Origin of the sequence: Methanoplanus endosymbiosus, assembly GCF_024662215.1 — an archaeon.
GTDB classification, from domain to species: Archaea; Halobacteriota; Methanomicrobia; order Methanomicrobiales; family Methanomicrobiaceae; genus Methanoplanus; species Methanoplanus endosymbiosus.
The window spans coordinates 2,455,293-2,482,058 of sequence record NZ_CP096115.1; the positions used below are offsets into that span (position 1 = coordinate 2,455,293).

The following is a 26,766-nucleotide window of genomic DNA, read 5'->3' on the forward strand; positions in this document are numbered from 1 at the left end:
ATAATGTGAACTTTTGATCTGCTGTGCCGGATAATATTCCGGTAATGGCGGGAGGTATGAAATTGCCAATGGGATGAGTTGCAGGAATTCATCCTGTTTCAATTCAGAGGCTGATTATCCATGAGCAGAGGGAGCTTAAATGGTCTTTGTTTGTAATATTGGCTGCATTTGTTAATTCCCCTGATTCCAGCTGGGACCACATCTGTTTTGCAACCGTCTCCACTATCGCTGCCCCAGCAAAAAATATTGCAGGTCTTTTTTTCTGATCTGAAAATGCCTTCCTTATTCTGGATATTGCTTCGTTTGCTGTCTTCCAGTGTTCATCAGAACCTGCGGGATCAATTCCTCCTTTTAATTCCCCGAGGCAGAGATACAGTTCTTTTTCAGAGTTTGTGGGTGGATTATCTTTTTTTCCTCTGAAGCTGAAATTTTTATGGTGGCAGTTATACAGGCATACATCCACGTTTTTCCCATTACCCTCCAGAAATGGCACATTTATGTTAAACATTAATGTCCGGCCTGAATCATCTTTCGACCAGGCAAATCCTTTTGCCTTTCTGTAAATATCACTTTGTGAATCAGGAGGATTCCATTTGTTATTGTGGTAGTAATGGTAGTCAATCTCATACAGTTCAAATGCAGATATGAGCATTGATTTAAGATTCCATTCTGACATATTGCCGATTACATTTCTCATATGGCCGCCAAAAGAGTCACCTTCACTCAGTAAATATCTGTATGTCAGTTCATCAGCAAAGTTATCTCCTTTGGGCTCGAGGTATTCGTTAATCAGCATATTTATTGCTTCTTTTGAGTTGATCTCATCAAAATATTTTTCAGCTTTTGCCGAGATCATGGATGCTTTTAATAACGCAGGATATATCTCTTTTAACCTGACTAAATCCTGAGGGCTGTCAGCTTTTCTGGCTTCATTTTTCAGAATATATGCTTTATTTATGTAAGGTTCAGCTTATCTGCCTTTATTCAGTGCCTGGTTAATAAATCCCTCACAGGTTATCTCCGGCTTTGTAATCAAATCGGTCCTCGACTCCAGATGATTCTTAAAAGGCAATTTGTCACTATTTTTCAAAATATTCATTATTTTTCCCAATAATATACGCATTTTCTGATTTCTTCTCTGCCATAATTTCCCATTTGCTGAGAACTATTCCCTTTTCCCCTCTGTAATTTCCTTATTTCCTTCACTTTTAATCCAGCTGCCTCTGCAAATTCTGATAATATTAAATCTACAGGTATTATTACTCCGGCGTATCTGACATTATCATTGACATAATATATTCTTCCTCCGGGTTTTAAGATTCGTGCAAATTCAGAGATAAGGATCGAATGCTCAAAAAAATAATTTTTTATCATTCGGTAAATGCCATTATTATTCAGTTTTTTTTCATTTTTTAATTTCTCTAATATTTTAAGTATTTCCTGGAGTGGCAGGCACGAATTAAAGGAATTTTCAGCATTAATTAATAAATTCTGTCCGTAATTGTCTGCATAAATCTTATTGAAATAGTCGTATTTTTCTTTATTTTCAACGGTACAGGACAATAACTGCTGCCTTAAGTTTTTTATTCTTTCGTCATCTATTCCTAAAAATGTTAATTCAAGAGCATATGTGCGGGTATAGTCATATCTGTTGCAATAAGGGGGGGATGTAATTATCAGATCAACAGATTCATCTTTACAGTTTTGAATCAGTTCAAAGCATGAACCTGTTTTCATTGAGGAAGGTGAATTCTCCTGAGATCTTTTTATTCCCAAAAACTCATATTTTAGTATATCCTCTAAAATCCTGTCTAATTGTTCATAGAGTGCCTCTTCAAAGGTAAAGATCTTTCCTTTGTGAAAAGTGGTTCTGCTTCTGCCGGATCTTTTATCCCACCTGAGGTACTGGCCATCCTTCCTTGTGAAACTGATCTTTTCCAGGATGCAGAAGCAGGCGAATTTTAAGATCTGGTAAATTTCCGGGTTATAATCCTGTGATTTTAGGTATGAGAGATATCCATTAATATTTATTTTTGTATCAGGAGGATAAGCGCCTTTTGTGATGGGTATCTCAGGAATATTTATGGATTTATCAGATGGGTATTCTTTAAAATTTATTCTTTTGATTTTAGATATTGCCTCCCTGAGCTGCCGTGGATCACATTTTTCAGCTGCTTTACGTGAATTAAATACAAATTCACCAATTGGGAGCAGTTCAAAACCAACTGAATGAAATCCCTCCTCGCTGGCAGAAAATAAAGTGGTTCCTGAGCCGGCGAAGGGGTCCAGTATTATCCCCTCTTTGTTAGGGTATTCAGCAATCAGCATAGATGTCAGTTCTGATGAAAAACCTTCTTTATAGCTAAACCATCGGTAAAAAGGTTTATTTTTATTTGCCTGAAAGCTGACGTTTTTTCTTGAGAGTCTGTCATCCTGACATATTATATTCTGATATTTATTTTCAAGTTCTTCACTGTTATCACAGGTGAATACAGACAGGCATTCTTCCACAATATCATTTTGATATATTGATATATCAAGTGAATCCTAGTTTCAATTCTGAGTTCTCTGAATATTAATATTGCATATTCTGGCTGAATGCTGATTAGAAACCTTCAATTAATTTATCTGTCAATTATTCTTTATGGGAGAGGATACCGGAATTTCAGAGAGTAACGAAACTGAGTTTATAATAAGAAATATGCGGCCCGGTGAGGTTTCAACAGCAGTTGGCCGGGCAGCTGAAGAGGGCTGGAATCCCGGACTGTATGACGGTGAATGCCATTATGCCGTTGATCCTGACGGCTGGTTTGTTGCTGAGTCGGAGGGTGTTATTGTTGGAATTGTGCAGTTTTCAAATTATGATGATAACTTCTCATTCGGTGGATTTCTGGTTGTAAAGCCGGAACTGAGAAACCTTGGCATTGGTGATGCACTGCTGAGGAGAGGTCTTTCACATACAAAAGAAAGGATCTGCGGTGCTGACGGTGTTTTTGAGATGCAGGATGTTTATGCCCGTAAATACGGGTTTATCTTTGCTTACCGGAATATCAGGTGGGAAGGAGATATTGAGGGGATAAAGGACCACGGTTTTGTAAGGGCAGCAGAAGTTCCCTTTGAAGAACTCCTTGAATACGATACCCGCCATTTTCCGGCTGAGAGGAGAAGTTTTCTTGAGACGTGGATAAGCCAGCCGGAGAGCACCTGTTTTGTCAGCCGGAATGGTGATGAGATCACAGGCTATGGCATGATTAGAAAGTGTGTCTTGGGATGGAAAATCGGCCCTCTCTTTGCTGAAGATGAAATGATTGCAGAAGATCTCTTTCTTGCACTCTGTGGCTCTGTAGATTCCGGTTCAGTTAAGTCCGGCCCTGTTTACTTTGATACTCCTGAACCCAATGTGAAGGCGGTAGCAATTGCTGAAAAGTATGGTATGGTGGAGGTATTCGGCACCGCAAGGATGTACAGAAATGAAGTGCCGGAGCTTCCCTTAACTAATATATTTGGTGTCACATCCTTTGAGATGGGATGAACATTTACTGCACATATAATTCATTGATGGAATTAACGTCTAAAGTCTGAAAAAAAGGGAATTATTAAGGATAAAAATCACTCTGTGAAGGCAAAGAAATATTAGATTAAGTTATAGCTTACTTTCCGCAGATCTAAAAAACGTTTTAGCATAATTTATTCTGAACTAAATGAAAATTTTCGCTTTAAATCAAAATAGGGCCATTTAGTTTGGTTTTGTCAAATCAGCACTTTTAATTTGAAACATTTCATGCCGTTTTAACCTAACTACTGGCAAACAATATTCTCACTTGTATAATTTGGTTGTGAGAATATGATCATTCCTTTACAACAATGACATATGCTCTCCAGCCTCTGTATTTTTTTGGTACATCGACTTTAGCAGAGTTGCCAAACGGTGTAACTTTCTTTTCATAAACTACTTCCACTTCTTCCTGTAAGGTGAAATTCTTCTCAACAACATCTACTTTTCTCACACTTAAATATATCTATGGATATCCTTAAATACTTTGTGACCGAAATATATAGGATATGTTGATTCCCCACCTGGATTTGAGATACTGGGTACAGTTTACTTTTGGGTTTGGTGAAAAGCAGTGAATAATGAGGATTTTCTCGATTTAATGCCTGAAAAGCTTGATGCGCTACCAATTATCAATTATTTTATTGATAAACTTGAACTTGACGATATTTTGAAATGTGCAATGCCTCATGCAGATCCAAGTAATCATATTATGCCACATATCTCAATTGGCATCGTATTAAGAAATATAATTGCGGGACGACTGGCACTTTATAATTTCAAAGACTGGGTGGATCCATTTGCACCACAACTTTTTCATCTTAATTCGGAACAGGTTGATTACATCAATGATGACAGGGTTGGCAGGGCACTTTAAAAGCTATTTGATGCCGACAGAGCCAGTCTTATGACTGAAATTGTCTTAAAAGCAGTTCGTAAATTCGATATCGAAATGGATCAGTTTCACAATGATTCAACCTCAATAACTTTCTATGGTAACTATGAAGATGCAAACGGGGAAGACCAGCGTGGGAAATCAACACTTAACATTACCCATGGGCATAACAAAGATCACAGACCTGATCTTAAGCAGCTTGTATTTGATCTAACTGTTTCGTCTGACGGAGCTATACCTATACACTATAAAAATTACGATGGTAATCGAACGGACGATACAACACATATTGATACTTGGGATACGCTTAGGAAAATCAAAGGGGATACTGAGTTTATTTACGTGGCGGACAGTAAATTGTGTGTTACTGAAACAATGAAGCATATCGATAAAGAGGGAGGATTCTTTATCACCATTCTGCCGAAAACAAGGTCTGAGGAAAAATGGTTTAGGGATCATGTTGCCGAAAATAAGGTCTCATGGGATGAAATTTGTAAGGTTCAGAATCCAAGGGATAAGAAAGGACAAACCATTACGTGGAAAATGGTAGAATCGCCCATATGCTCAAAAGAGGGATTTAGAATTGTGTGGGCATGGAATTCCAAAAAAGAAGAAATTGACCAAAATCGCCGGCAAAAAAGGATAGATAAAAGTATTTTGGAACTTGAGGAATTGCAAAAGAGATTAGAAAGTAAGCGATGCTGCCTGAAAACAAAACAGGCAGTATCACAAGAAGTAGAGACTATTATAGAAGCAACTGGCACAAAGCGCTGGATTGATGTGGAAATAGATGAAATAAGCAAAATATCCTATAAACAGGAAAAGAGAGGACGGCCAACGAAAGATACCAAATATGTAGCTAATACTAAAGTCCAGTACCAAGTGAAATGGAAAATCAATGACGTAAACGTCAAAACTGATGCACGTAGCGATGGTATGTTTCCTCTAATCACAAATTGTAAAGAGATGACTCACGGGGAGATCCTGGAGAAATATAAATATCAACCAAAAATTGAGAAACGTCATGAACAACTTAAGACTGTATATGGAGTAGCGCCCATCTTCCTGAAAAATATTACCCGTATTGAGGCACTTTTGTTCATTTATTTCGTTGCACATCTGGTTCAGTCATTAATTGAGCGCGAAATAAGGATAAATATGAAAAAATCAGGGATGGAATCAATTCCGATTTATCCCGAAAAGCGGCAATGTGCTTCACCTACTACAGATAGAGTACTGGGCTTATTTGATGACATGAAGTGCCAGCATCTCACTAATGACGGAACATTAGTCAAAACATTCAATCCAAAACTAAACGACATACAAATTACCATCTTAGACCTTCTTAATATGCCCCACTCAACATATTCTCAATATTATTGACTCCTTTTTTCTGAAACTTAGGTAATTCTTTTTTTAGCGAAATGAGATGTGCGGAAAGTAAGTTATAGGTCTTCCAAATCTTCTTTTTTCATGCCTGCCTGTTTTAATATCTCCATTAGCGTACCTTTAGGCAGATCTTTTTTGTGAACCGGAATAACAACTCTCTGGCTGGTTTCAGGATGAATGTATATGTGGTGGCTTCCCTTTACCCTGTCAAGAGTAAAACCTCTCTTTTCAATAAATTTTATTAAATTTTGCGGATTTAAATTTGGAAGTTTCATGCCTGTGCTTTAATCTGAAGATTATATTCAAATATTTCATCATCGGAGGGTATGGGTTCGCCATGCTCAATGAGGCTTTCAATGTACAGCTCAACGGCTTCCCTTACCATTTCTGTAGCTTCCTCTATAGTATCTCCAAATGTTACACATCCCGGAAGTGAGGGTACATATGCTGTGTATCCACCTTCGGGTTCTTTTCTAAGCATAGTTCTAAAATTAAAGTTTTGTTCCATTTTGTGTGCCTTGTTTTAATGTCTGCATAAAGTTATTTAATTATTTGTCATTTGGAGGATTTCTCGTTGTAAGACCGGAACTGAGAAACCTTGGCATTGGTGATGCACTGCTGAGGAGAGGTCTTTCACATACGGAAGAAAGGATCTGCGGTGCTGACGGGGTTTTCGAGATGCAGGATGTTTATGCCCGAAAGTACGGGTTTATCTTTGCTTACCGGAACATCAGGTGGGAAGGTGAGATTGCCGGTGTTAAGGATCACGGTTTTGTAAGGGCGGCAGAAGTTCCCTTTGAAGAACTCCTTGAATACGATACCCGCCATTTTCCGGCTGAGAGGAGAAGTTTTCTTGAGAAGTGGATAAGCCAGCCGGAGAGCACCTGTTTTGTCAGCCGGAATGGTGATGAGATCACAGGTTACGGTATGATTCGGAGATGCGTTTCCGGGTGGAAAATCGGCCCTCTCTTTGCTGAAGATGAAATGATTGCAGAAGATCTCTTTCTTGCACTCTGTGGCTTTGTAGATTCCGGTTCAGTTAAGTCCGGCCCTGTTTATTTTGATACCCCTGAACCCAATGTGAAGGCGGTAGCAATTGCTGAAAAGTATGGTATGGTGGAGGTATTCGGCACTGCAAGGATGTACAGAAATGAAGTGCCAAAGCTTCCCTTAAATAATATATTTGGTGTCACATCCTTTGAGATGGGATGAACTGCTTTTTAGTGCGGATGGATGGTCAGTCAGACTGATTATTCAGGATCTTTTCAATTCTCTCAATTTTTTTATTCATCAATTCAACGGCCTGTCTGAGTGATTTTATTTCCGTTCTGAGCTCAGCAAGCTCATCTTTACTGTTGTATATGGATCCCGTCTCTTTCTTCACCCATTCCCTGATTCTCTCTGTATCTCCCTCATTGAAGATTCCGGTAATTTTTGTATTCATTATTTTGCTCCCGGATATTTCTCTGGATTTAACACTGTTATAGTTTTTCCCGGAAATATTTCATTATGTTCAGTGTTTTGATGATAATTCCTGCCCGGAAATATATCTGCTATACCACGTTTCTGAGTTGTTCCTCAAAACAATAATCCCATATGATCGGCATAAATATAATGAATTTATGCTTGAACTGAAATTTATACGAAACAATCCGGATCTAGTCAGGGCTGATCTCACTAAAAGGGGAGATGAGGAGAAGCTTTTATGGATTGACGATCTGCTTGCAAAGGATATTAAGTCGCGTGAGATGCAGACCGGAATCAATACCATGCGGGCACGGCGCAATGTCATCAGCCGGGAGATTAATGATGCACGGAAAGCAAAGGAAGATTTTTCGGGACTTCTTGAAGAGGCCAAATCCCTGCCTGCCAGAATAAAGGAAGATGAGGCAGAACTTGAGGAGATTAATGCGAAGCTGAAATATTACCGGATGAGAATCCCAAATCTTCTCCATGAGACTGTCCCTGTCGGTGCGGATGACTCTGAGAATGTAGAGGTTAAAAAATGGGGCGAAGCTGCCGTGCCTTCATTTGAGCTTAAAAATCACGGCGAACTTGCGGTGGAGAAGAACCTTGCAGAGTTTGAACGTGCCGCAAGAATTTCCGGCTCCGGATTTTACATGCTCAAGGGAAACCTCGCACTGATGGACCTTGCACTTCAGCGTCTTGCAATCGATCTTCTTACCGGACGCGGCTATACACCCATAATTCCGCCTTACATGATGAACCGTGCCGCATACGAGGGCGTTACAGATCTCGCCGACTTTGAGAATGTGATGTACGCCATTGATGGTGAGGATGAATTCCTCATTGCAACAAGCGAGCACCCGATGGCTGCCATGTATATGGATGAGATCTTTGAGGAGAAGGATCTGCCAATCCGGATGGCTGGTATAAGCCCCTGCTTCAGGCGTGAGATCGGTGCACACGGCCTTGATACAAGGGGCCTTTTCAGGGTGCACCAGTTCAACAAGGTTGAGCAGTTCATCTACTGCAAAGAGGAGGATTCATGGGCAATGCATGAGGAGCTTCTCAAAAATTCTGAGGACCTTTACCAGATGCTCGGACTTCCGTACAGGGTTGTCAATATCTGCACCGGAGATATAGGCACTGTCGCCGCCAAGAAGTATGATATGGAGGTCTGGATGCCGCGTGAGGAGACATACCGTGAGGTTGTATCCTGCTCAAACTGTACGGCATACCAGTCTGTGAGGCTGAACATCAAAGTCAGGGATGCCCATGACTTTGAGACAAAGAACTTTGTTCACACCTTAAACAGCACAGCGGTTGCGACCACACGAACACTTCGTGCAATCATGGAAAATTACCAGGAAGAGGACGGCACGGTTGTTGTGCCTGAGGTCTTAAGGCCGTATATGAACGGCGCTGAGACTCTCTGAAACCTTATTTTTGTTTTGTGTATTCTCAGGAAGAATTATTTATTCCGAAGGGTATAGGGTAACTAAATATATTATATTAAGAATTTGCTGAATTATTCTGCGTAAATATCCGGATATTTTTAAATCATCATGTGAATAATTATCGAAGTCCCGGTAAATCAGTTTAAACTTTGAGGTGTGAATATGAAGACTGAAAAACAGCTTAATGCCCTTATCTATGCCATTGAGAGATATCCGGAGATTGGAAGAACCAAGCTGATGAAATTTGTTTTTTTTGTGGATTTATTCAGATTTAACCAGACCGGAGAGACACTTCTGGAAGATGAATATATTCGTCTCCCAAACGGTCCTGTGCCTGATATTGGTTTTTCATATACAGATAATTCAAATGCATATCTGAGTGTAACCTGTGAGCAGATAGGCCCGGAACACTGTCTTTACCAGTATAAACCAAGAAAAAAATCTGATGTTTCACTATTCTCCGAAGATGACATTAAATTGTTTGATCTGATTATCCAGACACTGAAGAAATACAGTACTCAGTCAGTAAGTGATCTCACTCACAGATTTACTCTCTGGAAAGAAGCAGAAAACAGTGATATTATAACCAAAGAGAAACTCCGGCTTGATGAATATGAATATGATGATCTTGAATCTTTTTTTTATTATACTCGGGCTGCAAAAGATGCCGGAGGGGTAACTGAATATCCGGGAGATGATGCCTGTGATATGGTGTCTGAGGAAATGCTTTACCTTCAGTCTGAATCAATGGGCAGGCCGGATTAATGGATAAAAGAAATCTGGGTGAGGGCGATGTATTTTTCCTTGATTTAACCTGGCACACCGGAATTTCAGAGAGCACTATGAAAGATCCTCATTATATTGCAGTTGTAATGAATCCAAGAAAACTTCTTAACGAAAATCACAGAACAATAATCTGTGTGCCGATGACATCGGTTAAGTCTAAGATGTGGGATGAAGTTAATAACAGGCCACGTATTTACTCACATTATCTGATTAAACCTGAGAAATATCCGGAACTAAAGAATAATACGCTGATAAAGTGTGAGCAGATTTATACAATTAACCGTGAATATTTCTCTGATTATCGTTTTACACTTGATAAACACGACCTTCATGAAGTCAGGAAACGCATGATTAACATAATTGGGTATTGATTTTATGCTTTTATGCTTTTATGTCGTCAGGTGTTAATCCGACAACTATGTAGATAACTCCTGAGGGATCGCAAATAGCTCCCCGGTCACTTTTTGTGTGGATAAACGTCTCTTATTTTCTGTATAATGTCCTAAAATCACAAAGATCTAATATTTTAAAATCCTGCAAACTCAGTATTGTCCCATTTTTTAAACCCGGAATTTATCATATGCCATGCCGGGATTAGCAATATTACTCCGGCATATGCAAATACCGGGCCGGCGGATGTGAGTGCCAGCATAATCAGTGTAGCCGGGCCGATTAAAAGCATATAGAGCAGGAATACCCTGACATTGTAGATGAGTATGCCCGGATTAAGGCCGCAGAGCCTTATCTGAACTGATAGTGCAAAGAATGAGACTGAAAGGCATAGCACGACTGCACCTGGTATGTATCCCGGAATTCCGGATAAAGTTCCGGCAGCCACAAGAAAGATCACCGGAATTATCTGGAGCACTGTGAAGGATTCGGCCTTTGCTTTGATGATGTCCGAAGTCCTGACCGGAAGGAAGATGTATGCTGCAAATGAGTCAAATTCTGTAAGCCACGTGTACATAGTTGAGGATATAACTCCGGTTACAACCGCAAGACTGAATAAGAGGCTCTCCTGTGGGATAATGTCCCCCATGAGTGAGAGAATCAGCCAGATAATCCCTAAAGGGAGCAGAAATGAGAAGAGCGTCTGCCCTATCCCTGCCCCGCTTCTGTACAGGTCAATGAAGTCCTTTGCCACGAGGTTATTCTCCCTTAAAAATCCAAGTTTTTCGGAGATGGGAATAAACCTGTTTTTGTAGTGCTTAACGGAACTGTGGTATTCCGGCGTGAAAAATATCATTGAAATGGTAAACAGGACGATTATCAGAAGGACTGAGACTGCAAGGTTTACAGGTGATAATGAATAAAATACTGCCAGCGGAGGGAAGAGAAAGGAGAATTCTGTGCCTGTGCCAAATATCATAAGTCCGGCAGCAATTGCCATTGCAGCAATCAGCAGAAGAAGAGCTTTTTTGCTCCTTGAATATACCGATGACAGAAGAAATACAAGGCAGAGTCCGGTCAGAAACGAGAGTGTAATTGTCAGGAGGATAAGCAGAGGATAATACAGGTTAATTCCAAGGAATGGCGCTGCGATTAAAAAGCCTAATCCAAACGGAATTACCCAGAGGATGAAGTAATATACAATGTCCTTAACGATGAAGTTTAAGAATATCACCTTCTCAGATATCGGCAGGCTTCGTGCTGAATAGGCAATCAGGCTTGCCTGCCCGAATCTCCGGTTCATAACCTCTTTTCCTAAAAGTCCAAACGATCCAACCATTATTCCGAGAAGTGCGAATTGGGCATGTATTATCAGTGCAAGGGTGTTTATCTCGATTACCTCTCTTACAAGCGGTATCAGAAATGCACCCATAAATGCGATTGCAAATATCATGAACGGAAATAGGGCAAAGTTCAGGCTTCCAAAGAGTGTTGAGTGCATCCGCCACTCTTCCTTAAACATGGCACGAAATAGTTCAGGCATCCTTTTTTTCCCCTATAATTCCTTTCTCCCCAACTTCCCTCTCACCATTTCCTTTTCCCTCCATTATCTCATCTGCAATTTCCTTTTCCACAAGCTCCATGAAAAAGTCATCCAGATGAATGCCTTTTTCCTTTAGTTCAGTCACTTTTCCGGTATGGAGGAGCTTTCCTTTGTGAAGAATTGCAAAATCGGTGCATATCTCCTCCGCAATTTCAAGTATGTGCGTTGAGAGAAAGATTGTCTTGCCGGAATTGGTATAATCTCTTAAAAATCCCTTTACCTTCCTCTGCATGACAGGGTCGAGGTTGATTAATGGTTCGTCTATTAAGGCGAGATCGGGATTATGGAGAAATGCCTGTGCAAACATAAGCTTCTGCCTTGTTCCCCGTGAGAGATCCTTGCATAAGACATCCTTCTTATCCGTAAAATCGAGGTATTCAAACCACCATTCTGATTTCTCCTCAATATTTCCGATTTTACGAATTTTTCCGGCAAATGAGAGATACTCCTCAGCGGTCAGAAAACTCGGCGGTGTCTCCTGTTCCGGTATTATCCCAACCGCAGCCCTGACCTTAACAGGCTCTTTTGCAGGGTCAGTTCCAAGAATCTCTGCCGAGCCGGACGACTCCCTCATCTGTCCGGTGAGCATTCTGATCATTGTCGTCTTTCCTGAGCCGTTTGGGCCTAACAGCCCGAAGAGGCTGCCCTTCTCAACCGAAAGGCTGACTGAATCGACAGCTCTGAGCTCTCCGAAAACTTTTGTAAGGTTTTTTGTCAGAATAACGGATGGCATGATGAAATCTCTTTTTATCTTTTCTTCTATATTCTCCCATCATCATTTGTAACTTTTGTATCCTTTTGCTAAGATGGTGAAATGATTGTATCTGATGGAATTGTATTGGGCAGTATGTTATGTCTTATCCTGAAAAATACATTTTAAATTTTTATTGGATATTACTGTGATACTTTGTATTATTAATTGGTGATAATATGATTGTTGCTGTTATTCACGCTAAAAACGGGAATTAATATCTATTTTACACGCATTAGTTTGAATGTCTCAATTTACTAATAAATTTATTAGTAATAATTTTATTAGTGATTTGTCTGTGCCGCTGTAAGCAGAAGAGAATTCAGGTGCACCTGCCACAATTCCGGGTTTGAATTTAATATATGGATCGCTGTTGGTTGTGTAAGGTATAAGTTATGATGGCACCTTTGTTTTATAAACAATCTACAATATTATCTCTGGCAATATTGGCCGCTACATCCCGCAGGAAAAGAGCAGAGGAAATGAAAAACTAAATGACACAATCCTTAAAAAGTCCGATAAAACTTGAAAAACCTGATATTTCAGCCTTAAAAAGAGAAGGATATACCCCTGCAGATATGCACCTTCATACCTGCTACTCAGACGGACTCACAAAAATTCCGGACCTTATAAGATATGCAGAAAAAAAAGGGATTTCTCTTTCGGTAACTGACCATAATGAGATAGGGGGTGCTTTAAAAGCAGAAAAATATGCGGGTGACACCTTAATAATTCCCGGAATTGAACTTGATACCAAAGAAGGCCCTCATCTTCTCATATATTTTTATACATCAGATGACCTGTCTGATTTTTATAATGATTTCAACAGGGAAAAATCCGAATTAAGTCCGGCTCTCACAAAAAATCTGCCGGTTATGAAATGCCTCACTCTTGCAGAACAATATGACTGTTTAAGAATTGCAGCACACCCCTTTGGATATTACGGAATTAACCGTGGAGTCTTAAAATGTGTTGATAAGAATATGCTCCCCGGAGTTATGGACCACCTGGACGGGATTGAAGCAATCTGTGGCGGAATGATAAGGGGCTTAAATGAAAAATCAATGGACTATGCCCGGAATAATGACATTCCTTTTACCGGCGGTTCGGATGCCCATATCCTCCCTGATGTAGGCAATGTCTTAACAGGTTCATACGGTGAAACGGTTGAGGAGTTCCTGTCCGGAATTGTGAACCGGAAGAACATTGTCATTGGAAAATCAGGTGGTATCCTGAATAAAGGTGCCACAGCCGGTGTAATTGCATGGAGTTTTGTCCCATATACAATATCATACCTCTCTGCACATTATTCTGTTAAAAAAGAGAAATTGCAGGATGTTTTCAGATCAAATAAATAACAACCGGATTCTTCCGGATATTCTGAATGATGCCATAGCTGTCCGGACGTATCTTCCGGGTGAAAAAAGATAATTCTCAGAGAAGGGGTGAAAAAAGCCTTGAAACTGAGAGTTTTAATCTTGTAATTTTTGGCAGTGATAAAATGCGATCTGATGTCAGTTCTGTGCAGTCTGAGAGATCTTTTAAGAAGTATTCCTTTAACTCTCCTGCAATATTTCTGTCATACATTATGGCATTTGTCTCGAAATTGAGCCTGAAACTTCTTACATCCCAGTTTGCACTTCCAACGGATGCAGCGACATCGTCAACGACAATTGTTTTGGCGTGGATAAAGCCATCATTATAGGTATAGGCTTTAACTCCGGCATCAAGTAACTGTTCGATATATGAATATCCTGCCCAGTAAACAAACAGGTGATCAGGTTTTGACGGAATGATTATTCTTACATCTATTCCTGATAAAGCTGCCATTCGCAGGGCATCCATAATGCTCTCATCAGGAATGAAATACGGGGTCTGAATATAGACTGACTCTGTTGCAAGGGTTATCATCTTCAGATAGGATTCTTTTATTGGATTCCAGTAGTTATCAGGACCTCCTGAAACAATCTGAACAGGTACATTGCCACTGTTTTCAGTCTTATCTCCGTTCATCTCCGGGAAATATCTTCCTTTCAGTTCAATCTGTTCATCTTTTGCGGCATAATTCCAGTCAAGAATGAATCTTATCTGCATGGCCATTACTGAGTGGCCTTTGATCTCGACAGCGGTATCTCTCCATGGTGCCCATTCCGGAATACGACCCAGATAATCATCTCCAATGTTAAATCCCCCTATAAATCCTGTTTTACCGTCAATTACTGCAATTTTTCTGTGGTTCCTGTAATTTATCCTGGGGTGTTTTATGGCTACCAGGGATGGGAAGAAGAAGGCATATTTTCCCCCGGCTTTTTTAAATGGTTCATAAAATGTCTTTTTGGGTCCTGCACACCCAAGTCCGTCACCAAGGAACCTGACTGTCACACCTGCCTTTGCACGTTCTGTGAGTGCAGAAAACACTTCCTGCCCGATCTCATCGTCTTTTAAGATATAATACTCCATGTGGATGTGGTCTTCTGCACTCCTGATAGCTTTTAGAAGAGCTGCAAACTTATCATTTCCGTCAACAAAAACATTTACCCTGTTTTTGGTTGTCAATGCAGCCCTGTTGCTCTCCATAAGCATCAGAATCATCCGTTTGTAGGGATCATACAGTGTTTTTTCCACCGGAAGATCTTTTGTAATAAGCTCCTTTTTTTGTGATTCTATTATTTCTGTAATTGCCTGATCTTCCTCTTTTTTTATCCGGAACATTCTTTCACGGTAAAAACTCTGACCGACAAAGAGGTAGAGGACAAATCCTATAACCGGAACGAAAATAAGTGCTAAAAGCCATGCAACTGTGGCAGATGGATTTTTTCTCTCAATAAAAACAACTGCCAGAGCAAAAATCATATTTGCTATAATTATAATTGGTATTATCAGATCCCAGATCAACTGGATAATTTCATTTATTATCATCACCGCCGGTTATATCTATTAAATAACTGATAATTGTGATTTTACTGCAAAGGATATAATATGAGTGAAATTATTTTTCATAACCTGCTGAGACTGTTGCATGCTTATTTTTCAGCTGGCTATGAGCCAGTTATATAATATATCCCGGCTGATTCTGACGGTTATATTGCTCTGTTATCTCACTTTTCTGAATAATACTGCTTTAAGGTAATCCTCTGTATTTTCAAAGAGAGGTTCAGTTTCACAGATCCTTCAAAATAGCATATTACTCCTGTTGTGTTGATTATGGGTGAGAAAAGATCTAAAAAATGAGTTTTAAAAATATTGTCTGACTGGATCAGAAATCAGTCATGATCCTGAACTGGTCGATCTCTTCCTTGTTCATCTCTTCAAGGAACTGCTCTGCCGGGTTCCGGATGTTCTTGGATGCTGTAATTGCCCTTCCGACAACTAAAATATCAGCGCCTGCCTTAAGTGCGTCCTTTACAACATGCTGCCTGACAACGCCTGCGGTTGCGACAGGAAGATTTGATATTAGCGGTAAGGCAGTTGACCTGTTGCTTTTGTAAACTGCCATTTAAGGTGTAGAGGATGAGGGAATGTAGTATTTTCCCATCCCGGCTATCTCATTGATTATAATATTCCAGGAATTCTTCTCTTGATATGCCGGCCTGATTACATATCACCCTTAATGTTGAACCTTTAATTTTACTATGATTGGGAAGTGTGAGCGGAGTTTTTGTACCGTCAGGATTACTCCGTTGCATTGAGATGTGATTTCCTGCCCTGACTGTTACAAACCCGAGTAATTCAAATGTTTTTAGAGCTTTTGCAATTGGTACATCCTGTGGAAACTTCATCAGACTGCAACCTCTGCCACAAAGGTTTCCAGTATCTCCTCATTTTCAAATACCTCACTTCCAAATGATTCTATGTGGTACTCAATCGCAGATTTAACGTCTGAAAGTGCTTCTTCATATGTGTCGCCTTCACCAATTACTACCCCTTTCAGGCCAATGGGGTATGCAATATAACCATCTTCATGTTTTTCAACGATAATTTTTAAGTTCCGCATAATTATGAGTATTTGTTTTTCCGTTATATTAATTCTCATACATTCTGCTAAACAGAGTATAATGCCATTTATGGCGAAATTTGCGGTAAATGGAGCTAAAAAAAGAAGTTCTGAAAAAAATATTGTCTTTCCAGATCAGAAATCAGTCATGATCCTGAACTGGTCGATCTCTTCCTTGTTCATCTCTTCAAGGAACTGCTCTGCCGAGTTCTGGATATTCTTGGATGCTGTAATTGCCCTTCCGACAACTAAAATATCAGCGCCTGCCTTAAGTGCGTCCTTAACAACATGCTGCCTGACACCGCCTGCGGTTGCGACAAGGAGTTTTCCGCCGGCAGCTTCCTTTATTGCCGGAATGTCGCCCCAGTTGTAGTCATCGCCTTCAGCGTCAATTGCACGGTGCATCTCTACAATGCTTGGTATTGCGCCTTCTTTTGCAAGTTTCTCAATGAGAGCTGCCGGCTTATCGACATTGAGCATGTCAATGACTGAGTAGATGCCGGTCTTCTTTGCTTCCTGAATGAACTTGACAATGGTTGGCACAGGTGCAAGTCCGGATACAACAACAGCGTCTGCGGATGCATTTGCTGCCATTCTTGCCTCAAGGTTTCCGGTATCAAGGGTCTTTAAGTCAGCGATGATGAATGCATCAGGTCTGATCTTTCTGATCTCACCTATTACTGAGAGACCGAACTGCTTAATCAGAGGTGTTCCTGCCTCAATTAATACATGGTCATTCTTAGGCACTGATGTTAAGACTCTCTCAACAGACTTCATGTCAACAAGATCCATGGCCACCTGAAGGTATGGCGGGTCCCAGAGCCTGTGTACCTTGAATCCCATAACTGCGTGTCCTGCACGGTCCTTCTCTTTGAGAACTGTCTCTTTGTCAGGGAATCCTGCAAATGCACGGGTGATTGCGAGCTTTGTTGAACCGTAGTTGTAGCGGTAAATCCTGTTGTAGTCCTTTGCATCCGGATGAAGGAATGCACTTACGAGGAGTACAATATCCTCTATGTTATTGTCACCGAATGCGCCCTCTTCAACTGAATCTGCAACAGCCTTTGCAACTGCTGCCTGGACTGCGCCAAACATTGCATTGACCTGTGCTCCTGTCTTAAGTGTTACCTTAGGAATAATGAGTGTTGCAGGCTTTGTTAAGAGATTGGGTCTTATTACTGCCAGAAGTGGTGTATGTCCGGGTGACAGCTGTGACATTGCGTTTGCGAATGCCATGCCGACCGGGCCGGTCTTTTCGCCGGCTAAAAGATCAATATGTGCAAGTTCTGCACCTTCGCCCTCCAGGGCTTCGCCTACTAAATACATTGAATTTCCTACCTGTCTTATATTATGGTTTTTAATGGTAAAAATAGATGCTTAAGTTACAGATGTCTCTGAAGGAATAATTTTTACAAAAGGTGGGGTCGGTGAGATTTGAACTCACGATCGACGGGTCTCTCCGAATATGCATGCTCACACGCTGAAACTCATCAATTGGTTTTTACATCAGCGCTCCAACGGATCATCATCAAATCAGTAGACCCATTGTTCATCACACGCAAAGACCGTTGGAGCCCGTCGCCATGCCGGACTAGGCCACGACCCCTAGTGCCTATACTATAATGACATATGTTCATTTAAAAATTTTGATATGAATCTCCGGCATTTTTATTTTTTTAATCAGCCAATGTAATAAGGTATGGCCAATATCAGTTATGCTAATGGTACTTCATCAATACCTCTCATCGGGGAGACAATAGGCGAAATGCTGGAGAGAATCAGCAATTCCTACCCTGAAACTGAAGCACTCGTGTCGGTTGATCAGAATATCAGATGGACCTACAGTGAATTTTTAGAGAAAGTGGATGAAGTAGCGCTTAGTCTCATGGCCATAGGGGTCAACAAGGGCGACCGTGTCGGTATCTGGGCGCTGAATTATGCAGAATGGATAGTTGTCCAGTTTGCAAGCGCCAGATGCGGCGCAATCATGGTCAATATCAACCCCGCATACCGGACATTTGAGCTTGAATACACGCTCAAGCAGGCTGAGGTGAACACCCTCATACTCCAGGGGAGATTTAAGAGTTCAGATTATGTCGGCATGCTGTATGAGGCCTGTCCTGATGTAATTGAGTCAAGGCCCGGCAAGATAAGCACAGAAAAGTTCCCATTCCTCAGAAATGTCATATTCCTTGGTGATGTTCCGTACAACGGCATGTTCACCTGGGACGAATTCATCGGTAAGGGGAAAAATATCAGCCCTGATGAACTGACTGAGCGCGGTGATTCCCTCTCCTTTGATGACCCAATAAATATCCAGTACACAAGCGGGACAACAGGATATCCTAAAGGTGTCGTCCTCACCCACCACAATGTCTTAAACAACGGTTATACCATAGGTAACGGGATGAAATTCACCGAGAAGGACCGGCTATGTATTCCTGTGCCGTTCTACCACTGCTTTGGAATGGTCCTCTCAAACCTTGCCTGTGTGACGCACGGTTCAACTATGGTTATACCGTCTCCGGCATTTGATCCGGAAGCTGTCTTAAAGGCCATTGACAAAGAGAAATGCACAGCCGTTCACGGTGTTCCGACAATGTTCATCGCCGAACTTAAGCACCCGAATTTCAACAAATACAAGTATGATACCCTCCGTACCGGGATTATGGCCGGATCTCCATGCCCCATTGAGGTAATGAAGGCTGTAAATCAGAAGATGAATATGAGTGACATAGTCATTGTGTACGGCCAGACTGAGACATCTCCCGGAGTTACCATGACAACAACCGAGGATCCTATTGAGATGAGGGTATCAACGGTTGGCAGGACATTCCCGCATGTCGAGATTAAGATTGTTGATCCCGTCACACAGAAGATCGTTCCAAGGGGTGAACCCGGAGAGATCTGTGCAAGGGGTTATGTTGTGATGAAATGCTACTACAACAATCCAAGCGCCACAAGGCATACCATTGACGCGGATAAATGGAATCACACGGGTGACCTTGGCATAATGGATGAGGAAGGTTTTGTCAAGATTGTCGGCAGGTTAAAGGAGATGGTCATACGCGGCGGAGAGAATATCTATCCGCGTGAGATCGAGGAGTTCCTGCATACAAACCCCAAGGTGCTTGATGCCTATGTAATCGGAGTTCCGGATGAGAAATACGGCGAAGAGCTTATGGCCTGGGTTAAACTGCATGAAGGCTTGACAATGACAGGTGAGGAATTAAAGGAGTTCTGCGACGGTCGGATTGCAAGATACAAGATTCCGAAATATGTCAAATTTGTGGATGACTTCCCTATGACAGTCTCAGGAAAGATCAGGAAGGGTGAGATGAGGGAAATCTCGATAACAGAGCTTGGTCTTGAAAAAGAAGCGGATATAAAAACTGCCTGATTTCAGGCAGAAATTACATATTTTTTTTGATTATCAGTATTTATCTGAGCCCGAATTTCCGGCTATTTATCTGACCTTGATACAAGGTTTTTAGCAATCTCAGATGCCTGTCTTAGGGTCTCCTCCTCGCCGGGTATGTATCCGTCAGCCATTAATATCCTGCCATTGCAGATGACGGTATTTACAGCATTTGCTCCGGCTGAGTAGATGATGTTTGAGACCGGATTATAGAGCGGAGTCATGCAGGGTGTTTTTCTGTCCAGCAGCACAATATCCGCATACTGTCCTTCCTCAATCTTTCCGTTTCCAAAGCCAAGCGCTTTTGCACCGGAAGAAGTGATCATATCAAGGGCTTCTCCGGCGGGGAGGATGGTGTCAGAATTCCAGTAAAACTTCTGGAGCAGGGCTGCAAATTTTGCCTCTTCGAGAATGTCAAGGTTGTTGTTTGATGAGCATCCGTCTGTGCCAAGGGTTACATTTACTCCTGAATTCCTGAGGTCTTTGTATGGCATTGCACGGTTGACTGCAAGTTTCATATTGCTTGCAGGGTTGTGGGATACAAAAACTCCTCTCTTTCCGAGAAGACTGCATTCTTCCTCATCAAGCCAGCAGCAGTGTGCAGCAACTGTTCTTTCAGAGAGGCATCCGCATTCATCCAGGAGTTGTGCCGGACGCATTTTGTTTGCTTCAATGCAGTCCTTTACTTCCTGTTCTGTCTCGCTCAGGTGAATATGCAGGTGTATATCCTCCTTCTCTGCAAAACCGGCGCACCATTTCAGTGCATCCTTTGAGACTGTGTAGGGTGCATGAGGGCCGACAGCCGCTTTGATACGTGGGTTGTTGAGCGATTTTATATGTGAAACAAGGTTTTTTGTTGCCTTAATCTCATTCTCCCTCTTCTCAGCGTCACCAAAATCAATGAACCCGTGTGAGAGCACTGCTTTCATTCCGGTCTCATCAACCGCCTTTGCAGCTGACTCCATGAAGAAGTACATGTCATTAAATGCAACCGTTCCGCTTCTGATCATCTCCATACAGGCGAGTTTTGTGCCCCAGTACACATCATCAGCCTGAAGGTGCGCCTCAAGCGGCCAGATCTTCTCTGACAGCCACTCCTGAAGGTGCATATCATCTGCATATCCTCTCAGAAGTGACATTGCCGCATGTGTGTGTGTGTTTACAAAACCGGGCACTGCAATCATATCCGAGGCCTCAACTACAATGTCTGCCTCATTTTCAGGTTTTCTGTCGGATTTAAATCCAACAGCTGCAATGATTCCGTCTTCGTCTATCAGTATGCCTCTCTTTCCGTCAGCAGTTTTTGCATCTTTCAGGAAAACAGACATTTTGCCTTTAAAAATATCATCATCAAGATAGTCAGGGGTCATAATATAACTTCCATTATTTGTTTAAGCTATTTATATCCGGAATTAATAATATGTCTGAAAAGTTTTTGGATTACAGGTACAGGAGAAGGATTCCTGCTGCAATAACCGGTATAATTCCGGTTCAGAGTTTCTCTGTAATCTCTCTGACTGTCTTTTCTATCCTCTCTTTTCCGGCCTTTGACCTCTCCAGTATAGCCTCATAGCTGAGTTCTTCATGGCAGAGGCCGTTGCAGTAGTTGTCAACCGAACAGAGGGCTGCAAATGGGATCTTCAGCTCGTTTGCAATGGTTGCCTCGCTTGCAACTGTCATCCCGACGATATCTCCCACACTCTTCAGTGTTCTTATCTCGGCATGGGTCTCAAATCTCGGCCCGGCTGTCTGGACATATGTGCCGCCCATAACCGCATCCGGAATTATCTCATGCAGTCTGCACCTCATATCCAGATCCAGCGAGGTTGCCGCATGGCCGATACTGTTGTTAAATATTGTCGGGATGTCTGCATAGCTGAAGTAGTCGTCCGGAATTACAAACATTCCGGGTGCGATTTCATTTTTTAGTGAGCCTGTTGAGCCTATTGAGAGTATTCTGTCAACCCCGCACAGTTTCATGGCCGATATTGTTGCGGCAAAGTTGATTCTGTGCGGCGGGGTGCTGAACTGATGTCTCATCAGGAGGGCAATATCGCCGAGATATACTTCGGCCGGGCCGAATGGTGTGCACACCGTTTTTTTCTTTAGGTTGGGAATGTCTGCATAGAGAAGACTTGTTCCGCCGATTATTCCAAGCATTGGCATTTATCCTGTAAATTATAATATTGATCTGAACTGCTCTCTGTTCCGTGAATCTCTGTTATTTTATATCTGATTCACAGTTCAGTAATTCTCTGATATATTTGTCTGTCTCTCTTTTTATGCCTTTATTCTCTACTGACTTTTGAAAGTCTGTGGGTTTTTGTTGCAGAATCTGACAGAAGATTTAATCTGTAATCTGGTTGAATCTCTTTTTATGGGAATATTTCAGATTGTCGGTGAAGAAGAGATTAAGTCGGGGCAGTCCACTGATATATATTTTATACGTACTGAGGATATTTTAACGATTGAGGACAAAAATCCGGCCGTAACTGTTGAGATAACAGCTTCTTCACTCTGTAATGACTGGGGTGTTTTCTGCGGCTTAAATGATGCCTTAAAACTTCTTGAGGGACTGGATGTTGATGTATATGCCATTCCGGAAGGCAGTGTCTTCTATCCCGGTGAGCCTGTAATGAGGATTTCAGGAAATTACAGGGATTTTGCCCGTTATGAAACCGCTCTTCTCGGCATGATCTGCCATGCTTCCGGTGTTGCATCGTCCGCTGCCCTGATCAGAATATGTGCCGGCGATGTTCCGGTGTACTCCTTTGGCTCACGAAGGCAGCACCCGGCCATTGCCGGAATGATTGAACGGTCCGCATGGGTGGGTGGTGTTGAAGGTGTGAGCAATACCTCGGCCCCTGCGGGAATTCCGCTTGCAGGGACTATGCCCCATGCCTATGTGATGTGCTTTGACAAACCTGCTGATGCCTGGAATGCCTTTATGCGGCACGCTCCGCCTGAGGTTTCAAGGACAATGCTCTGTGATACTTTCTGTGATGAGAAGAGGGAGGCGCTTTCAGCGGCGAGGGCCGGTGCAGCATCTGTCCGTCTTGATACACCGAGGTCAAGGAAAGGGGATATGAGGAGTATCATTGAGGAAGTCAGGTGGGAGCTTGATGTGAATGGTTTTAAGGATGTCGGGATCTTTCTCTCCGGAGGTCTGACTGCTGAGGATGTTTTAGAATACCGTGATATCGTGGACTCCTTTGGTGTAGGCGGTGCGATTGCCAATGCTCCTGTCGTTGATTTCTCACTGGATATTATTGAAACAGAGGGAGTTCCGGTATCAAAAAGAGGTAAGAAGAGCGGTGTGAAGGAGATATATGAGTTTGAGGATGGCGTACATCTTCTCCTTCCTGCGGGAGATGCCCCTCCTGAAGGTGCAAAAGCCATGCTGAAAAATTTTATCCGGAAAGGTCAGATACTCTCGCTTCCGGATATGAACAAGTCAAGGGCAAGGCTTCTTACATATCTTGAGAAGTCTGCCTGATTTTTATCACATATTTTTCATTCCCTGAATTGGGGATATTAACATATATTTTGAGATTAAATCTATTTTCAGGTGAGAAAATGGACTATAAAATAATCGGAGACAATCTACAGTTTGTAAACCTTGCAATAAATCCCGGTGAGCTGATCTACGCCGAGGCCGGCGCAATGGTCTATATGAGCGGCAATATCAATATGGAATCAAAGCTTCAGGGCGGACTTTTTACCGGGCTTAAGAGAAAGCTTGCCGGTGAGTCCTTCATGGTCTCGCATTTCACAAGCGCAGGCGGCCCCGGCAATGTGGCATTCGGGGGTAACTGTCCGGGTAAGATTATCACCCGCGATATGGCTGACGGCGATCTAATAGTTCAGAAGGACGCTTTCCTGTGTGCGGAAGAGGACGTAAAATGGGAGATTGCACTCCAGAAGAAGCTTGGTTCTACATTCTTCGGCGGAGAGGGTCTCATTCTTGAGCACCTCTCCGGCAGCGGTCTTGTATTCTGCCATGCAGCAGGAGACATTGTTGAAGTTGACCTTCAGGCTGGACAGGTGTATAAAGTCTCAACTGCACACGTGGTCGGATGGGAGCCTTCAGTTCAGTATGATATTCAGGCGGCAGGTGGTGTGAAGACTGCACTCTTTGGCGGAGAAGGGTTCTTTGTTACAACGCTTACAGGTCCTGGAAAGGTTTATATCCAGTCGATGACACTGCCGCAGCTTGCAAGTGCGCTGAATCCGTTTATGCCGCAGACCAGCAGTTCTTCGGGCGACAGCGGCGGATTTGGATTTAATATCTAAGAGGTTATGTCTATGGAGAGCAATACCAGAGCTTCAAGGGCAGGAGGAATACTCCTCATTGCTGTTCTGGTGATTCTGGCTCTTCTTTTCGTCCTTTATTTCCTTGAATTCATACTCTTAGGGGCATTTATTGCATTGGTTGTGGTCCTGTTAATTACGATTGCTGCGTGTTTCCTCACCGGAATTATAGCTATTCCGATGTATATCATGAAAGACACAACAACCAAAGCCGGAGACTACAGTATGGATTCAGTTAAGTCTGTTGAGGGCGAGAAGAAGAGAAAAGAGGAATAAAATCTTTTTTTTTTAATATTTTTCCCGGAATATCCTGCATTTTTCAGGTCGGGAGTTATTGCCGGAAGAATGCTTACTTTCAGCCTTTACCTTGTAAAATTGCCTGTTACCCAGCGTATATCTGCTCCTTCAATGATGGCTCCTGTGAGGTCGGCATTGTCAAGCTCTGCGCCCCGGAGATCTGCATATCTTAAGTCGGCATCCTGAAGGTTTGCTCCTTTAAGGTTCGCATAATCAAATTTAACACCTATAAGATCTGTATTTGAGAGGTCTGCCCCTGAAAAGTCTGCAAGTGTAAATCTTGCACCGTGCAGGTCAGCATTTCTGAGGTCGGCTCCGGTGAAGACTGCTTTATACCCGGCAGCGTTTGAGAGGTCGGCACCCTCCATCATAGTGCCGGAATAATCAAGATATGACAGTTCCTTTGGAGTATTTTCGTTATTATTCACAACTGTACTGCCGGAGACCTGGTATATGGGTGACTGATCCTGTGCATCAATAAACGAGGTATAAAGGACGATATTGCCAATTGCAGATACTGCAAGAAGGGCAACTGCAATTATGAGTAACTTAAACAGGCTTTTTTCTTCCATGCTTCCTCCTTATTCATATCATTAGATTACTTTGACAATTTATTTATTTTGTGGAAGCTATTCTGATTATCAGGGATATTATGGGATGTTCACAGGAGAGCCGGCTTGAGGGGCTGTCACGCCTCATTGTCACACCGCAGGACTGGAAGAAGTCTGTATTGTTCATTATACTTGCCGGAATCTGCATTGATCTGCTCGGATATGCCGGTATATTCACAATGAAGAGTGAGAATTTTGTCCTGCCCTTCTTTGGCATAGCATGCTTCACTCTGCCGGGAATCTTCTCGGTTTTCATGACCAATTTTCTGCTCTCATCATATGGCAGAAAGATAAGCCGTAACTGGTCTGCCCTTATCTCTGCTGCCTGCGTCGGTGTGAGCATTATATTCTCCTTTCTTCCGCTTACAATATTCTGGGATGATCTTGAATTTTTCTTTGCGATATCAATCGCCGCTGTATTTTCCCTAAGAATAATTGCCCTTCTTGTCCTTGCCGACAGCAGGTTCTCCCATGTATTCTTCCCGGCATTTTCACAGAGCCTCTTTGCCGGATTTATGGGCACAATATTCTTTCCGGATGAGTTCTTCGCCTTTACATTTCTGCTTCAGTTATTCTTCGGCGGCGGTATGTTTCTCATCGTCTGGCTCATTGAAAGGCCGCTTAAGATGAGTTTTGGTGTGAGTGCCCTTGGAATGGCAAATGCCTTTATGGCGCATGTGAATGACGGTTCTAAGGCTCTTGATGCGATATTTTCAGAGCTTGGCGAGGAGGTTTTTGTCCCGCAGGTGACACTGTTCTTTAAAAGGGAGGGCAGGGATGAGATTATCTTTACAGTGCCCAATGTCCATCCCGGCCCTCTGGGTGAGATCGGTGGCAGTAATCTCCCGTTTATTCTGAATGGTCTTCTTGGAAAAAATACTGTTGTACCGCATGGTGCTGCCACACATGACTTCAATCCTGTATCCTCTGATGAGATATCAAAGATTGCTGATGCGGTTGAAGATACCAGAAAGGATCTTGTATTTTCCGGAAAGGCAAGCCGCATGGTTCATTTTGATGAAAAGCCTGTCCATGCAACTGCACAGGTTTTTGGCGACTCACTCCTGATTATTGCCTCCCGCTCTCCTGAGATAACTGATGATCTCGACTTCTCAGTCGGCCTTGCCATTATGGAGGGCGGGCGGAGATATTTTAGGAATACTGCCTTTGTTGACGGGCATAACAGTATGAAAGATATTGCTCCGGCAGTTCATTCCGGTTCAAAAAAGGCCATTGAGTATATGCGTACTGCGGAAGTGGCTGCCGGAAGTATGCACGGGATGGATACTTTCAGCTTTGAGACCGGAATTTTCGCTGTTAAACTTCCGTTCGGGCGTGAGCGTGGATTTGGTGATCTCGGTATTCAGGCATTTGCAGTCCGTGCGGGTGGGAAAATCTCTGTTTATCTCATCTTTGACGGGAATAATATGGTGAGCGGGCTTAGGGAGAGGATAATTGACCTTGTTGTCAGTGAGACTGATGCTGATGCCTGTGAGGTTATGACGACTGATACCCATGTTGTCAATATTGTCTCCGGAAAAAATCCCGTTGGCGGTGCTGTGCCTTTTGAAGACTTTTCAGAGTATATTCTTGCTGCTGTAAGGGGAGCGACAGCTGATCTTGCGCCGTCAGAGGTTGCCGGTTCGACTGCATGGTGTGACGGGATAAAGGTGTTTGGTTCGCATAAGATCTCTCAGCTTGCAAGTTCGGCAGGAGCTATGATAGGTCTTTTAATTCCGGTTGCTGTGATTATTCTTATCCTCTCACTGCTGACCACGGTTCTTGTCTATATGGTCCTGCTGATCTGAATAATTCCGGTTTACACCGGAAATGTGGATAATTATAAT

Annotated in this window: 28 protein-coding genes, 1 tRNA gene and 1 pseudogene; 13 read left to right on the top strand and 17 right to left on the bottom strand. The window is 42.3% G+C overall.

Annotated features, from left to right (window positions below; genetic code table 11):
• Window positions 1-103: 103 nt before the first annotated feature.
• Both L6E24_RS11075 and L6E24_RS11080 read right to left on the bottom strand, forming a co-directional pair.
• Window positions 104-958, bottom strand: a complete 855-nt coding sequence (locus L6E24_RS11075; RefSeq protein ID WP_308219155.1) for an AvaI/BsoBI family type II restriction endonuclease — start codon at window positions 956-958, stop codon at window positions 104-106.
• Between the two features lie 140 nt (window positions 959-1,098).
• A complete protein-coding gene (locus tag L6E24_RS11080) occupies window positions 1,099-2,511 on the bottom strand; it encodes a DNA methyltransferase (RefSeq protein ID WP_257742041.1) in 1,413 nt (470 codons plus the stop codon).
• Between the two features lie 133 nt (window positions 2,512-2,644).
• On the opposite strand from L6E24_RS11080, the gene L6E24_RS11085 reads away from it, so the two are divergent.
• Window positions 2,645-3,532, top strand: coding sequence for a GNAT family N-acetyltransferase (locus tag L6E24_RS11085; RefSeq protein ID WP_257742042.1), 888 nt, complete (start codon window positions 2,645-2,647; stop codon window positions 3,530-3,532).
• A 316-nt stretch (window positions 3,533-3,848) separates the two neighbouring features.
• Here the strand turns inward: L6E24_RS11085 and L6E24_RS11090 are convergent, their stop codons facing one another.
• Complete coding sequence (locus L6E24_RS11090) at window positions 3,849-4,007, bottom strand: DUF2080 family transposase-associated protein (RefSeq protein WP_257741832.1); 159 nt, start codon at window positions 4,005-4,007, stop codon at window positions 3,849-3,851.
• 147 nt (window positions 4,008-4,154) lie between these two features.
• Between L6E24_RS11090 and L6E24_RS11095 the strand changes: the two genes are divergently transcribed.
• Entirely contained in the window at window positions 4,155-4,430 is a 276-nt protein-coding gene (locus L6E24_RS11095; protein WP_257742043.1) for a DUF4277 domain-containing protein, read from the top strand.
• Between the two features lie 30 nt (window positions 4,431-4,460).
• Window positions 4,461-5,831 (top strand): IS1634 family transposase, encoded by a 1,371-nt coding sequence (locus L6E24_RS11100; protein ID WP_257742044.1) that lies wholly within the window; start codon window positions 4,461-4,463, stop codon window positions 5,829-5,831.
• A gap of 62 nt (window positions 5,832-5,893) precedes the next feature.
• Here L6E24_RS11100 and L6E24_RS11105 read toward each other — a convergent pair whose 3' ends face one another.
• The gene (locus L6E24_RS11105; RefSeq protein WP_257742045.1) at window positions 5,894-6,112 is read right to left on the bottom strand and encodes a type II toxin-antitoxin system HicA family toxin; all 219 of its coding nucleotides are present in this window, start codon (window positions 6,110-6,112) and stop codon (window positions 5,894-5,896) included.
• The gene (locus L6E24_RS11110; RefSeq protein WP_257742046.1) at window positions 6,109-6,345 is read right to left on the bottom strand and encodes a type II toxin-antitoxin system HicB family antitoxin; all 237 of its coding nucleotides are present in this window, start codon (window positions 6,343-6,345) and stop codon (window positions 6,109-6,111) included. The genes L6E24_RS11105 and L6E24_RS11110 overlap by 4 nt, the downstream gene beginning before the upstream one ends.
• 44 nt (window positions 6,346-6,389) lie before the next feature.
• Here L6E24_RS11110 and L6E24_RS11115 point away from each other — a divergent pair, with 44 nt between their 5' ends.
• Window positions 6,390-7,049, top strand: a complete 660-nt coding sequence (locus tag L6E24_RS11115; protein ID WP_257742047.1) for a GNAT family N-acetyltransferase — start codon at window positions 6,390-6,392, stop codon at window positions 7,047-7,049.
• A gap of 25 nt (window positions 7,050-7,074) precedes the next feature.
• On the opposite strand, the gene L6E24_RS11120 is transcribed toward L6E24_RS11115, so the two are convergent.
• Window positions 7,075-7,281, bottom strand: coding sequence for a hypothetical protein (locus tag L6E24_RS11120; RefSeq protein WP_257742048.1), 207 nt, complete (start codon window positions 7,279-7,281; stop codon window positions 7,075-7,077).
• Between the two features lie 178 nt (window positions 7,282-7,459).
• Here L6E24_RS11120 and serS point away from each other — a divergent pair, with 178 nt between their 5' ends.
• The 3 genes from serS (at window position 7,460) to L6E24_RS11135 (ending at window position 9,915) form a co-directional block, all read left to right on the top strand.
• Window positions 7,460-8,737 (top strand): serine--tRNA ligase, encoded by a 1,278-nt coding sequence (serS, locus tag L6E24_RS11125; RefSeq protein ID WP_257742049.1) that lies wholly within the window; start codon window positions 7,460-7,462, stop codon window positions 8,735-8,737.
• A 183-nt stretch (window positions 8,738-8,920) separates the two neighbouring features.
• Entirely contained in the window at window positions 8,921-9,523 is a 603-nt protein-coding gene (locus tag L6E24_RS11130; protein WP_257742050.1) for a Panacea domain-containing protein, read from the top strand.
• Window positions 9,523-9,915, top strand: coding sequence for a type II toxin-antitoxin system PemK/MazF family toxin (locus L6E24_RS11135; protein ID WP_257742051.1), 393 nt, complete (start codon window positions 9,523-9,525; stop codon window positions 9,913-9,915). The genes L6E24_RS11130 and L6E24_RS11135 overlap by 1 nt, the downstream gene beginning before the upstream one ends.
• A 155-nt stretch (window positions 9,916-10,070) precedes the next feature.
• Here the strand turns inward: L6E24_RS11135 and L6E24_RS11140 are convergent, their stop codons facing one another.
• The gene (locus L6E24_RS11140; RefSeq protein WP_257742052.1) at window positions 10,071-11,477 is read right to left on the bottom strand and encodes a hypothetical protein; all 1,407 of its coding nucleotides are present in this window, start codon (window positions 11,475-11,477) and stop codon (window positions 10,071-10,073) included.
• Entirely contained in the window at window positions 11,470-12,270 is an 801-nt protein-coding gene (locus tag L6E24_RS11145) for an ABC transporter ATP-binding protein (protein ID WP_257742053.1), read from the bottom strand. The genes L6E24_RS11140 and L6E24_RS11145 overlap by 8 nt, the downstream gene beginning before the upstream one ends.
• Window positions 12,271-12,782: 512 nt before the next feature.
• Between L6E24_RS11145 and L6E24_RS11150 the strand changes: the two genes are divergently transcribed.
• Window positions 12,783-13,646 carry a PHP-associated domain-containing protein gene (locus L6E24_RS11150; protein WP_257742054.1) on the top strand — a complete coding sequence of 288 codons (864 nt, stop codon included), beginning with the start codon at window positions 12,783-12,785 and terminating at the stop codon, window positions 13,644-13,646.
• A gap of 76 nt (window positions 13,647-13,722) precedes the next feature.
• On the opposite strand, the gene cls is transcribed toward L6E24_RS11150, so the two are convergent.
• From cls to L6E24_RS11180, 6 genes and pseudogenes are all read right to left on the bottom strand, one after another.
• The gene (cls, locus tag L6E24_RS11155) at window positions 13,723-15,207 is read right to left on the bottom strand and encodes a cardiolipin synthase (RefSeq protein ID WP_257742055.1); all 1,485 of its coding nucleotides are present in this window, start codon (window positions 15,205-15,207) and stop codon (window positions 13,723-13,725) included.
• 337 nt (window positions 15,208-15,544) lie between these two features.
• Window positions 15,545-15,733: pseudogene (locus L6E24_RS11160) on the bottom strand (bifunctional 5,6,7,8-tetrahydromethanopterin hydro-lyase/3-hexulose-6-phosphate synthase); the annotation flags it as partial.
• Between the two features lie 100 nt (window positions 15,734-15,833).
• Window positions 15,834-16,067 carry a type II toxin-antitoxin system HicA family toxin gene (locus L6E24_RS11165; RefSeq protein WP_257742056.1) on the bottom strand — a complete coding sequence of 78 codons (234 nt, stop codon included), beginning with the start codon at window positions 16,065-16,067 and terminating at the stop codon, window positions 15,834-15,836.
• A complete protein-coding gene (locus L6E24_RS11170; RefSeq protein ID WP_257742057.1) occupies window positions 16,067-16,282 on the bottom strand; it encodes a type II toxin-antitoxin system HicB family antitoxin in 216 nt (71 codons plus the stop codon). Before L6E24_RS11170 ends, L6E24_RS11165 begins: the two co-directional genes overlap by 1 nt.
• Before the next feature lie 135 nt (window positions 16,283-16,417).
• Window positions 16,418-17,608, bottom strand: a complete 1,191-nt coding sequence (locus L6E24_RS11175; protein ID WP_257742058.1) for a bifunctional 5,6,7,8-tetrahydromethanopterin hydro-lyase/3-hexulose-6-phosphate synthase — start codon at window positions 17,606-17,608, stop codon at window positions 16,418-16,420.
• A gap of 93 nt (window positions 17,609-17,701) precedes the next feature.
• Window positions 17,702-17,888, bottom strand: a tRNA-Trp gene (locus L6E24_RS11180).
• Window positions 17,889-17,981: 93 nt separating this feature from the next.
• On the opposite strand from L6E24_RS11180, the gene L6E24_RS11185 reads away from it, so the two are divergent.
• Window positions 17,982-19,682, top strand: coding sequence for an AMP-binding protein (locus L6E24_RS11185; protein ID WP_257742059.1), 1,701 nt, complete (start codon window positions 17,982-17,984; stop codon window positions 19,680-19,682).
• Between the two features lie 62 nt (window positions 19,683-19,744).
• On the opposite strand, the gene L6E24_RS11190 is transcribed toward L6E24_RS11185, so the two are convergent.
• Both L6E24_RS11190 and L6E24_RS11195 read right to left on the bottom strand, forming a co-directional pair.
• On the bottom strand, window positions 19,745-21,070 hold the full coding sequence (locus L6E24_RS11190; RefSeq protein WP_257742060.1) for an amidohydrolase: 1,326 nt from the start codon (window positions 21,068-21,070) through the stop codon (window positions 19,745-19,747).
• Between the two features lie 121 nt (window positions 21,071-21,191).
• A complete protein-coding gene (locus tag L6E24_RS11195) occupies window positions 21,192-21,860 on the bottom strand; it encodes an MTAP family purine nucleoside phosphorylase (protein WP_257744022.1) in 669 nt (222 codons plus the stop codon).
• Between the two features lie 217 nt (window positions 21,861-22,077).
• On the opposite strand from L6E24_RS11195, the gene L6E24_RS11200 reads away from it, so the two are divergent.
• The 3 genes from L6E24_RS11200 (at window position 22,078) to L6E24_RS11210 (ending at window position 24,287) form a co-directional block, all read left to right on the top strand.
• On the top strand, window positions 22,078-23,196 hold the full coding sequence (locus tag L6E24_RS11200; protein ID WP_257742061.1) for a nicotinate phosphoribosyltransferase: 1,119 nt from the start codon (window positions 22,078-22,080) through the stop codon (window positions 23,194-23,196).
• Window positions 23,197-23,276: 80 nt separating this feature from the next.
• Window positions 23,277-23,993, top strand: a complete 717-nt coding sequence (locus L6E24_RS11205; protein WP_257742062.1) for a TIGR00266 family protein — start codon at window positions 23,277-23,279, stop codon at window positions 23,991-23,993.
• Window positions 23,994-24,005: 12 nt separating this feature from the next.
• Window positions 24,006-24,287, top strand: a complete 282-nt coding sequence (locus L6E24_RS11210; protein WP_257742063.1) for a hypothetical protein — start codon at window positions 24,006-24,008, stop codon at window positions 24,285-24,287.
• Between the two features lie 86 nt (window positions 24,288-24,373).
• On the opposite strand, the gene L6E24_RS11215 is transcribed toward L6E24_RS11210, so the two are convergent.
• On the bottom strand, window positions 24,374-24,880 hold the full coding sequence (locus L6E24_RS11215) for a pentapeptide repeat-containing protein (protein WP_257742064.1): 507 nt from the start codon (window positions 24,878-24,880) through the stop codon (window positions 24,374-24,376).
• A gap of 80 nt (window positions 24,881-24,960) precedes the next feature.
• On the opposite strand from L6E24_RS11215, the gene L6E24_RS11220 reads away from it, so the two are divergent.
• Complete coding sequence (locus L6E24_RS11220; RefSeq protein WP_257742065.1) at window positions 24,961-26,727, top strand: DUF2070 family protein; 1,767 nt, start codon at window positions 24,961-24,963, stop codon at window positions 26,725-26,727.
• Window positions 26,728-26,766 lie beyond the last annotated feature (39 nt).